This is a genomic window from Spirillospora sp. NPDC046719, assembly GCF_040645715.1.
Lineage (GTDB): Bacteria > Actinomycetota > Actinomycetes > Streptosporangiales > Streptosporangiaceae > Spirillospora.
Map to the genome: position 1 here is coordinate 1 of NZ_JBEYYT010000391.1, position 8,889 is coordinate 8,889.

At 72.8% G+C, this 8,889-nt stretch carries 9 protein-coding genes; 4 read left to right on the forward strand and 5 right to left on the reverse strand.

Annotated features, from left to right (window positions below):
• The 3 genes from ggt to ABZ914_RS40315 all read left to right on the forward strand — a co-directional run.
• Positions 1 to 1,740 (forward strand): gamma-glutamyltransferase (ggt, locus tag ABZ914_RS40305; protein WP_500199851.1); only part of this gene is annotated, 1,740 nt, incomplete at its 5' end.
• A 45-nt stretch (positions 1,741 to 1,785) separates the two neighbouring features.
• Entirely contained in the window at positions 1,786 to 2,145 is a 360-nt protein-coding gene (gene cutA, locus ABZ914_RS40310; RefSeq protein ID WP_190858660.1) for a divalent-cation tolerance protein CutA, read from the forward strand.
• Between the two features lie 81 nt (positions 2,146 to 2,226).
• A complete protein-coding gene (locus ABZ914_RS40315) occupies positions 2,227 to 3,150 on the forward strand; it encodes an oxygenase MpaB family protein (RefSeq protein ID WP_500199852.1) in 924 nt (307 codons plus the stop codon).
• 63 nt (positions 3,151 to 3,213) lie between these two features.
• Here ABZ914_RS40315 and ABZ914_RS40320 read toward each other — a convergent pair whose 3' ends face one another.
• On the reverse strand, positions 3,214 to 4,776 hold the full coding sequence (locus ABZ914_RS40320; RefSeq protein ID WP_500199853.1) for a DHA2 family efflux MFS transporter permease subunit: 1,563 nt from the start codon (positions 4,774 to 4,776) through the stop codon (positions 3,214 to 3,216).
• A 115-nt stretch (positions 4,777 to 4,891) separates the two neighbouring features.
• Between ABZ914_RS40320 and ABZ914_RS40325 the strand changes: the two genes are divergently transcribed.
• Positions 4,892 to 5,470 (forward strand): MarR family winged helix-turn-helix transcriptional regulator, encoded by a 579-nt coding sequence (locus ABZ914_RS40325; protein ID WP_500199855.1) that lies wholly within the window; start codon positions 4,892 to 4,894, stop codon positions 5,468 to 5,470.
• On the opposite strand, the gene ABZ914_RS40330 is transcribed toward ABZ914_RS40325, so the two are convergent.
• From ABZ914_RS40330 to ABZ914_RS40345, 4 genes are all read right to left on the reverse strand, one after another.
• Positions 5,454 to 5,753 carry a metal-sensitive transcriptional regulator gene (locus ABZ914_RS40330; RefSeq protein ID WP_151546637.1) on the reverse strand — a complete coding sequence of 100 codons (300 nt, stop codon included), beginning with the start codon at positions 5,751 to 5,753 and terminating at the stop codon, positions 5,454 to 5,456. The two genes, ABZ914_RS40325 and ABZ914_RS40330, sit on opposite strands and share 17 nt — an antisense overlap.
• Before the next feature lie 76 nt (positions 5,754 to 5,829).
• Positions 5,830 to 6,429, reverse strand: a complete 600-nt coding sequence (locus ABZ914_RS40335; RefSeq protein ID WP_500199857.1) for a histidine phosphatase family protein — start codon at positions 6,427 to 6,429, stop codon at positions 5,830 to 5,832.
• 72 nt (positions 6,430 to 6,501) lie between these two features.
• Positions 6,502 to 7,617 (reverse strand): alanine dehydrogenase, encoded by a 1,116-nt coding sequence (gene ald, locus ABZ914_RS40340; protein WP_433138868.1) that lies wholly within the window; start codon positions 7,615 to 7,617, stop codon positions 6,502 to 6,504.
• Between the two features lie 154 nt (positions 7,618 to 7,771).
• Positions 7,772 to 8,584, reverse strand: coding sequence for an SAM-dependent methyltransferase (locus ABZ914_RS40345; RefSeq protein ID WP_500199859.1), 813 nt, complete (start codon positions 8,582 to 8,584; stop codon positions 7,772 to 7,774).
• Positions 8,585 to 8,889: the final 305 nt, after the last annotated feature.

Sequence of the window (8,889 nt, forward strand, 5' to 3'; positions counted from 1 at the left end):
GCGCAGGACCCGCCGGCCAAGCAGCCCGTCGCGACCGGCTACGGCGGCGCCGTCTCCACCGTCGACCCGGACGCGAGCCGCGCCGCCCTGGAGATCCTCAAGCGGGGCGGCAACGCGATGGACGCCGCCGTCGCGGCGGGCGCGACCCTCGGCGTCACCGAGCCGTACGTGTCGGCCATCGGCGGCGGCGGCTACATGACGTACTACAGCGCCAAGGACCGCAAGGTGTACGCGCTGGACGGCCGCGAGTTCGGCCCGGCGTCGATGAAGGAGGACTACTTCATCGACCCGGAGACCGGCAAGCCGCTCTCCTTCAACGACGCCGTCACCAGCGGGCTCAGCGTCGGCGTGCCCGGCACCCTCGCCCAGTGGGACCTGGCGCTGCACCGGTTCGGCACCCGCCGGCTGGGCGCGCTGCTGCAGCCCGCGATCAAGGTCGCCGAGCACGGCTTCGTGGTGGACCAGGAGTTCTACGACCAGACCGCGACGAACGAGGCGCGCTTCCGCGACATCGTCCCGACCCGCGAGCTGTTCCTGCCCGGCGGGAAGCCCCCTGCGGTGGGGTCGGTGTTCAAGAACCCCGACCTCGCGAACACCTACAGGCAACTCGCCGAGCACGGCATCGGCTGGCTGTACCGCGGCGAGCTGGGCAAGGAGATCGTCCGGACGGTGACCAAGCCGCCGGTCGACCCGAAGGCCACCCGCGTGGTGCGCCCCGGCGTCCTGAAGACGAGCGACCTCGCCGCCTACAAGGCGCTGTCCAAGCAGCCCACGCACGTGTCCTACCGCGGGTACGACGTGTACGGCGAACCGCCGTCGTCGTCCGGCGGCTCCACGGTCGGCGAGGCGCTCGACATCCTCGGCAACTTCCGGCTCGACCCCCGCGACCCCGTCACCGCTCTGCACTACTACCTGGAGGCGTCGAAGCTCGCCTACGCCGACCGCGGCGCCTACGTCGGCGACCCCGCGAAGGTGAAGGTGCCGCTGGACGAGCTGCTGTCGCAGGGGTTCGCCCGCGAGCGCGCCTGCCTCATCAAGCCGGACCAGGCCGCCACCGCGCCCGTCCCGCCCGGCAGCCCGGACGGGCAGTACCAGCCGTGCGTCCCGTCCGGCACCCAGACCCGGGTGCTGGCCGCCGAGGGACCGCAGACGACCCACCTCGTCGTCGCCGACAAGTGGGGGAACGTCGCCTCCTACACCGTCACGATCGAGCAGTTCGGCGGCAGCGCCCTCACCGTCCCTGGCCGCGGGTTCCTGCTGAACAACGAGCTGACGGACTTCTCGTTCGCGCCGTCCGCGCCGGGCGGCCTGCCCGACCCGAACCTGCCCGGCCCGCACAAGCGGCCGCGCAGCAGCATCGCGCCGACGATCGTGCTCGAGGACGGGCGGCCGAAGCTCGCGCTCGGCACGCCCGGCGGCTCGACGATCATCACGACCGTGCTGCAGATCCTGGTGGACCGGCTCGACCTCGGCATGGACCTGCCGACCGCGCTGGCCGCGCCGCGCGCCACCCAGCGCAACACCCCGCAGGTCTTCGCCGAGCAGGCGTTCATCGACAAGTACGGCAAGGCGCTCGCGGCGCGCGGGCACCGGCTGGAGGTGTTCCCCGGCCCGCCGGCGGGCGTGATCGGGGCGGCCACCGGGCTGGAGTTCCTGGCGCCCGGACTCGTCCAGGCGGTCGCCGAGCCGGTCCGGCGCGGCGGCGGCAGCGCCCTGGTCGTGCGCCCGGCCCGCCCGTGACGCCGCGGGGGCGTGCGGGACTCCCGAGCGGGAAATAGTGGGGTCATGGCGGAGTCTTACGTGCAGGTGACGACCACCACCGACGCCCGGTCCGAGGCGGCCGGGCTGGCCCGGTCGGCGGTCGCCGAACGGCTCGCCGCGTGCGCCCAGCTCGTCGGCCCGATCGCGAGCACGTACTGGTGGGAGGGCGAGATCGAGACCGCCGAGGAGTGGATGGTGGTGTTCAAGACCACCGCCGACCGGTTCGACGAGCTCGCGACCCTGATCACCGACCTGCACTCCTACGACACCCCGGAGATCATCGCGACGCCGGTGGTGGCGGGGAGCCTGGACTACCTCGCCTGGGTCGCCGAGCAGACCGAGCCGGGCGAGCGCGACGAGGCGGTGGACGAGCCCGAGGACTGAGCGGGACCGGACGCCGCGGACCGCTCCGGACCCGTGTGACGCACGCCATAGCCGGGTAAGTCTTCATTTACCGTGGCCGGCGTGGTTTCCTCGGCCGCGGAGAGGAAGGCGGTCGACGTGCGCGAGGAGTTCGGGGTCCGGGAGGGCGGCGCCGGGGAGGACGTGGACCACGGCCTGTTCGGTCCGGGCTCGGTGACCTGGCAGGTGATGGGCGAGCCGGTGCTGATCGTCGGCGGGATCCGGGCACTGCTGCTGCAGGCCCTGCATCCCCGCACGATGTGGGGCACGGCGCAGAACTCCGAGCTGATGAACCCCGACGCGGCCTGGGCGCGGCTCGGCCGGACGGTCGAGTTCGTGCGGGTGCGCACCTACGGGACGCACGCGGAGGTCGAGCGGGTGGGCCGCCGCGTCCGCAAGCTGCACTCCAAGCTCACCGGCCTCGACCTGCGCACCGGCGAGACGTTCCCGGTGGACGAGCCCGAGAACCTGCTCTGGGTGCACATGGGGGAGGTCGACTCCTACCTGGACGTGGCGCGCCGCGCCGGCGTGCCGCTGACCTCCGCCGACGCCGACGCGTTCGTCGACGAGCAGCGCCGCGCCGCCGCCGTCGTCGGCCTCGACCCGGCGGACGTGCCCGGCTCGGTCGCCGAGATGAAGGACTACTACGAGGAGATGCGGCGGCGGATCTTCGCGTGCCGGGAGGCCCGCGAAGGGCTGAAGCGGATGTTCAGCCCGGCCGTCCCCCAGCACCTGATGCCGCTGAAGCTCGCCGCGCCGGGCGTCGCGATGCTGGTGGTGTCGACGCTGCCACGCTGGGCCCGCCGGATGTACGGGCTGCCGGGCCTGCCGACGTCCGACCTCGCCGCGACGCTGGCGCTCAAGGGCCTGTACCGGACCACCCACGCCGTCCCGGAGCGGTTCCGGTACTCGCCGGACGCCCGGCGGGCCAGGCGCCTCACGCGCGAGCACGAGGCGGACCCGGCCACCTGGACCATGGCGTCCTGACCCTTCCGCCGCGGTCCGCGGCGCGGTCCCGGGCGCGGTCCCGGGCGCGGTCTGCGGCGCAGGTCAGGCCATTGGCGGGGGAGCGTCGCCCGCAGGAGCGCCCGGCCCGTCGGCGGCGTGCGTGCCGTGCTTCGGCAGCAGGAACGCCGGGACGATCAGCACCGCGGTGAGGATCATCGAGACCCAGAACGTCGTGCCGAACGCGTCCGCGAGCTTCGGCGCCACCTGCTGGCGGATCTGGTCGGGGATCTGGCCGACCCCCGCCCCGCCTCCCTTGCCGCCCACCTGCGGGAGCCGCGAGCTGATCTGGCGGGACAGGATGACGGCGAGCAGCGCCACCCCGACCGAGCCGCCGAGCTGGACGAGGATGTTCAGCGTGCTGCTCGCCCGCGACGCCGCCGAGCGGGCCAGCGTGGTCAGCGCGGCCGACATCGTCGGCATCATGGTGCAGCCGAGGCCGAGGCCCCGGACGTACAGGGCGGCGCCGAGGAACCAGTAGGAGGTGTCGGCGCCGACCAGCGCGAACGGGATGGTCCCGACCACCAGCAGCACGATGCCGAACGGCACGATGCGGCCGGCGCCGAGCTTGTCGGTGATGACGCCGGAGAACGGCATCGCGGTGGCGGCGCCGAGGCCCTGCGGGGCCAGCAGCAGCCCGGCGGGGTGGGCGCGCTCGCCGCGGGCGGTCTGGTAGTACAGCGGGATCAGCAGCATCGAGCCCATCAGCGCGATGCCGACGAGGAACACCGCGACGGACGCGGTCGCGAACGTCCGGTCGGCGAACAGCCGCACGTCGATCAGCGAGCGCTCCCGCCGCTGCAGGCTGTGCAGCACGAACAGCACGACCAGGACGGCGCCGGCGAGCAGCCACGCGATCGTCGAGGTGCTCCCGAAGCCGCCGTTGCTGTTGGCGGTGGACAGCCCGTAGATCAGCAGCGCGAACCCCGGCGGCAGCAGGAACAGCCCGCGCAGGTCCAGCGCCGAGGAGCCGCCCCCGCCCTGCCCCTCCTGCTCGTGCGGCACCTTCCACCAGGCGAGGGCGAAGGCGAGCGCGCCGACCGGCAGGTTCACGAAGAAGATCCAGCGCCAGTCGACGTCCTCGACCAGCCAGCCGCCGATCACCGGGCCGAGCACCGGGCCGAGCAGCATCGGCACGCCCACGATGCTCATGATGCGGCCCATCCGCCGTGGCCCGGCGGCCATGGTGAGGATGGCCATGCCGGTCGGCATCAGCATGCCTCCGCCGAGTCCCTGCAGGACGCGGAAGACGATGAGCGACTGGATGTTCCAGGACGCGCCGGACAGCACCGACCCGGCGACGAACAGCACGATCGACAGCATCCACACCCGGCGGCCGCCGAACCGGTCGACCGCCCAGCCGGTGATCGGGATCACCGTGCCGAGCGCCAGCGTGTACCCGGTGATCGTCCACTGGATGGTGGACAGGCTCGCGTGGAAGTCCTTGCCGAGCGTCTGCAGGGCCACGTTGACGATGGTGGTGTCCAGGATCGCCATGACGGTCCCGGACACGATGACCAGGCCGAGCAGGATGACCTGCGGATCCAGGCGCTCGGTCGCGGCGGACGCGCCCGGCGGCGCGAGATCGGTGGGCGGGCTCTCGGCCATGGTCGGCCCCCTCAGGTGTGCTCCGGTTGCCCCGTGTCCCCGTTGTGAAAAGCTTGAAACGCCTTGAAGTTCAACGTATTTACACTGCAACACGGAATGTGTTGAAATTCAAGGTATGTCCGGGAAATCAGGCCCGTCCGCCACGGCCGAGGGCGCGCCGGACGGCGCGCCCGCCCGCACGCGCACCGGAGACGCCGCCGTGGACGCCGACCTGGAGGCGATGGTCCAGATCATGGGCCGGATGTTCCGCGGCATGAAGGGCCGCGGCGCGCACGAGGAGGCCGAGGAGCTGATCGGGATGGTCGACGCGGCCGGCCTCGGCCCGCGGCACGTCCCCGTGCTGATCGGCCTGGTGCTGAACGGGCCGGTCCCGGTCGGCGTCCTCGCCCGGCACATGGCGCTCAGCCCCGCCACCGTCAGCCAGCTCGTCGGCGAGCTGCAGCGCGGCGGCTTCGTCGACCGGCGCCCGGACGAGCGGGACCGCCGCCGCATGATCGTCAGCCTGCACGAGGAGCGTCGCGCGCTCGTCGAGCGGTTCGCCTGGCGGCGCCTGCGGCCGCTGCGGATGACGCTGGAGGCGCTCGGCCCCGCCGAGCGCGAGCACTTCCTGCACGGCTGGCGGACGCTGGTGGAGATGATGGAGCGGGCCGGGAAGGACGACCCGCTCTGCGGCGGCATCAGCCGCGGCGCATGAGCCGCCCGACCGCCGCCATCAGCTCGGTGGACATCTCCTCGCCCTTGCCCTCCTGCGTCCCCTCCGCCACGCAGTGCCGGACGTGCCCGTCCAGCAGCCCGAGCGCGACCTTGTCCAGGGCCGCCTGGACGGCGCTGATCTGGGTGAGGATGTCGATGCAGTAGCGGTCGTCGGCCACCATGCGGTCGATGCCGCGGACCTGCCCCTCGATCCGGGCCAGCCGGGTCTGCAGCTGGTCCTTCGTGGCCGTGTACCCGCGGGTGGGGGTCTCGCTGGTCGCCATCTCCGTCCTCGCAATCACTCCGGGGCCGCGCGGGCCCCTGGGACGCCCCGCCGGGGGAGATCCCCCAAGGGGTATTTTATGCGGTCGGATCGGCCGGGACGTTCCACGAGGTGATCACGGGGTGGCCGTGCTCGGTCCCGAGCAGCGACAGCGTCCCGGTGGCGAGCGCGAACGCCCGTCCGAGCGCGGGCTCCAGCCCCAGCCAGCGGGCGGTCAGCACGCGCAGCACGTGCCCGTGCGCCACGAGCGCCACGTCGCCCTCCGCCAGCAGCGGCCGCACCCGGCCGAGCACCGCGTCGGTCCGCTTCCCGACCTGCTCGACGGTCTCGCCGGGGTGCTCCGCGTCGCCCGGGATCACACCGTCCTTCCAGAGGTACCAGCCGGGCCGGTCCTCACGGATGGCGGCCGTCGTGATCCCCTCGTAGCCGCCGTAGTCCCACTCCCACAGGTCGGGGTCCGTCTCGTCCACCGTCAGGCCCGCGAGCTCGGCGGTGCGGCGGGCCCGCTCGGCCGGGCTGGCCACCACGCGGACGATGTGCCGCGGCGCCAGCAGCGGGGGAAGCGCCCGCGCCTGCTCCTCGCCGCGCGCCGTCAGCGGCAGGTCGGTCCGTCCGGTGTGGCGCCGGTCCCGGCTCCACTCGGTCTCGCCGTGCCTCAGCAAGATCAGCTCCCCCATGCGCCCCACCCTAATGCCCTGGGGGCGGCTCCCGGGAACCCCCGTCACGGCTGACGGGCCGGCGGGTTCCGGTCAGTCGAGGATCGAGGAGAGGGGGGTGTACGGGAGGCCGTGGGCCTCGGCGACGTGGTCGTAGACGAGTTCGCCGGCGTGGGTGTTGAGGCCCTTGGCCAGGGCGGCGTTCTCGTGGAGCGCGCGGCGCCAGCCCTTCTCGGCGAGCTGCAGGGCGTAGGGGAGGGTGACGCCGGTGAGCGCGTACGTCGAGGTGTTGGGCACCGAGCCCGGCATGTTCGCGACGCAGTAGAACGTGGAGCCGTGCACCTTGTAGGTGGGGGCGTCGTGCGTGGTGGGGCGGGAGTCCTCGAAGCAGCCGCCCTGGTCGATGGCGATGTCGACCAGCACCGAGCCGGACTTCATCGCGGCGACGAGGTCGTTGGAGATCAGCTTCGGCGCCTTGGCGCCGGGGATCAGCACGGCGCCGATCACCAGGTCGGCGGCGCGCGCTTCCTGCTCGACCAGGTAGGCGTTGGACACCAGCGTCCGCATCCGGCCCTGGTAGATCGCGTCGATGTGGCGGAGCCGGTCCACGTTCAGGTCCAGGACGGTGACGTCGGCGCCCATCCCGACGGCGATCTGCGCGGCGTTGAGCCCGGAGACGCCGCCGCCGATCACGACGACCTTCGCGGGGGCGACGCCGGGCACGCCGCCCGGCAGCACGCCGCGGCCGCCGTTGGACGCCATGAGGTTGTACGCGCCGACCTGCGGGGCGAGCCGTCCTGCGACCTCCGACATCGGGGCGAGCAGCGGCAGCGACCGGTCCGGCAGCTGGACGGTCTCGTAGGCGATCGCGGTGACGCCGGCGGACAGCAGCGCGTCGGTGCACTCGCGGGACGCGGCGAGGTGCAGGTAGGTGAAGAGGGTCTGGCCGGCGCGCATCCGGTGGTACTCGGCGGCGATCGGCTCCTTGACCTTGAGGATCAGATCGCCCTCGGCCCACACCTCGTCCGGGCCGTCGAGGATCTTGGCCCCGGCGGCGGTGTAGTCCTCGTCGGGGATGGCCGAGCCGAGACCGGCGCCGCGCTCGACGTACACCTCGTGGCCGTGCCGGGTGAGCTCGTGCACGCCCGCCGGGGTGATGGCCACCCGGTACTCGTGGTTCTTGATCTCTTGTGGGACGCCGATCTTCACGGGGGATCCTCCGTCAACGCTGACCAGGACGTACGCCGGTGCGCACGCCTACAGGGTGCGGTGCGGGGACCCCTCCGTGCCATGTGCAGGGTGCGAAGTCATCGTCCCGTTCGATGACAACGTGTAAAGCGCCGCAGGTCGGCGCGGGCCCGGATCAGGGCTTGCGGGCGATGCCCCCGTACATGAGCCGGTGCCCGACGGTCAGCTCGTTCGGGACGGGCCCGTCCGGCCGCCACAGCGGCAGCGGGACCACGCCCGGCTCCAGCAGCTCCAGGCCGGAGAACCAGCGCTCGATCTCCTCGGGGGTGCGGAACCGGCCGGTGCCGAGCAGCCCCTGGTACTGCACCTCGGCGTCGACCGCCTCCTGGCTGGACGCGCAGAAGCTCGTGATGAACAGGTGGCTGCCGGACGGCACCGCGTCCATCAGCGTGTCGACGACCCGCTGCGGCTTCTCGTCGTCGTGCAGGTGGTGCAGGATGCCGACGAGCAGCACCCCGACGGGGCGGTCGAGGTCGAGGAGCCGGCGCACCTCCTCGTTGGCGAGGATCTCCTCCGGCTCGCGGACGTCCGCCGTGACGACGGTCGTGCGATCGTTCTCGGCGAGCAGCGCCCGGCCGTGCGCCAGCACGATCGGGTCGTTGTCGACGTACACGACGCGGGACTCCGGCGCGACGGACTGGGCGACCTGGTGGGTGTTCTGCACGGTCGGCAGCCCGGACCCGAGGTCGAGGAACTGGCGCAGGCCCGCCTCGCCGGCCAGGTACCGCACGCCGCGGCCGAGGATCTGCCGGTTGTAGGCGGCCACGTCGTAGATCTCGGGGACGATCTTGACGATCTCGTCCACGAACGCGCGGTCGACCTCGAAGTTGTCCTTGCCGCGCAGGACGACGTCGTAGGTTCGCGCGATGCTCGGCTTCGTCACGTCGATGCCGAGTGATGCCCAGTCGTACTGCCGCTCGTCCGCCATGTGCGCCCGCCTCGTGCCGCTGTGGAGTTCTCGGATGCCGCCGCCGCCCATGATCCTAGACGGCGGTCCAGCCCTCCGTCCGGAAACTGTCGAATGTAGTTCGGCGGTTTCCGATCGGCGGCTCGCGGCCGCCGGTCAGCGGCGCGGCTCGGGCAGCCACTCGTCGGCGATCGCGACCGTCAGCTGCTCCAGCAGCGGCCCGGCCCGGCGGACGCGGCGCTCGGCGTCCGGCTCGATGTCGTCCAGCGCGTACACGGCCTGGATCCGCGCCTTGCGCAGCCGCTCGCCGGTCAGCCCGCGGCGCC

Bases quoted from the DNA above. Each gene is read 5' to 3' on its own strand.
- cutA (WP_190858660.1), top strand. From the start codon at position 1,786: ATGGCGGAGTCTTACGTGCAGGTGACGACCACCACCGACGCCCGGTCC.
- ABZ914_RS40320 (WP_500199853.1), bottom strand. From the start codon at position 4,776: ATGGCCGAGAGCCCGCCCACCGATCTCGCGCCGCCGGGCGCGTCCGCC.
- ABZ914_RS40325 (WP_500199855.1), top strand. From the start codon at position 4,892: ATGTCCGGGAAATCAGGCCCGTCCGCCACGGCCGAGGGCGCGCCGGAC.
- ABZ914_RS40330 (WP_151546637.1), bottom strand. From the start codon at position 5,753: ATGGCGACCAGCGAGACCCCCACCCGCGGGTACACGGCCACGAAGGAC.
- ABZ914_RS40335 (WP_500199857.1), bottom strand. From the start codon at position 6,429: ATGGGGGAGCTGATCTTGCTGAGGCACGGCGAGACCGAGTGGAGCCGG.
- ABZ914_RS40345 (WP_500199859.1), bottom strand. From the start codon at position 8,584: ATGGCGGACGAGCGGCAGTACGACTGGGCATCACTCGGCATCGACGTG.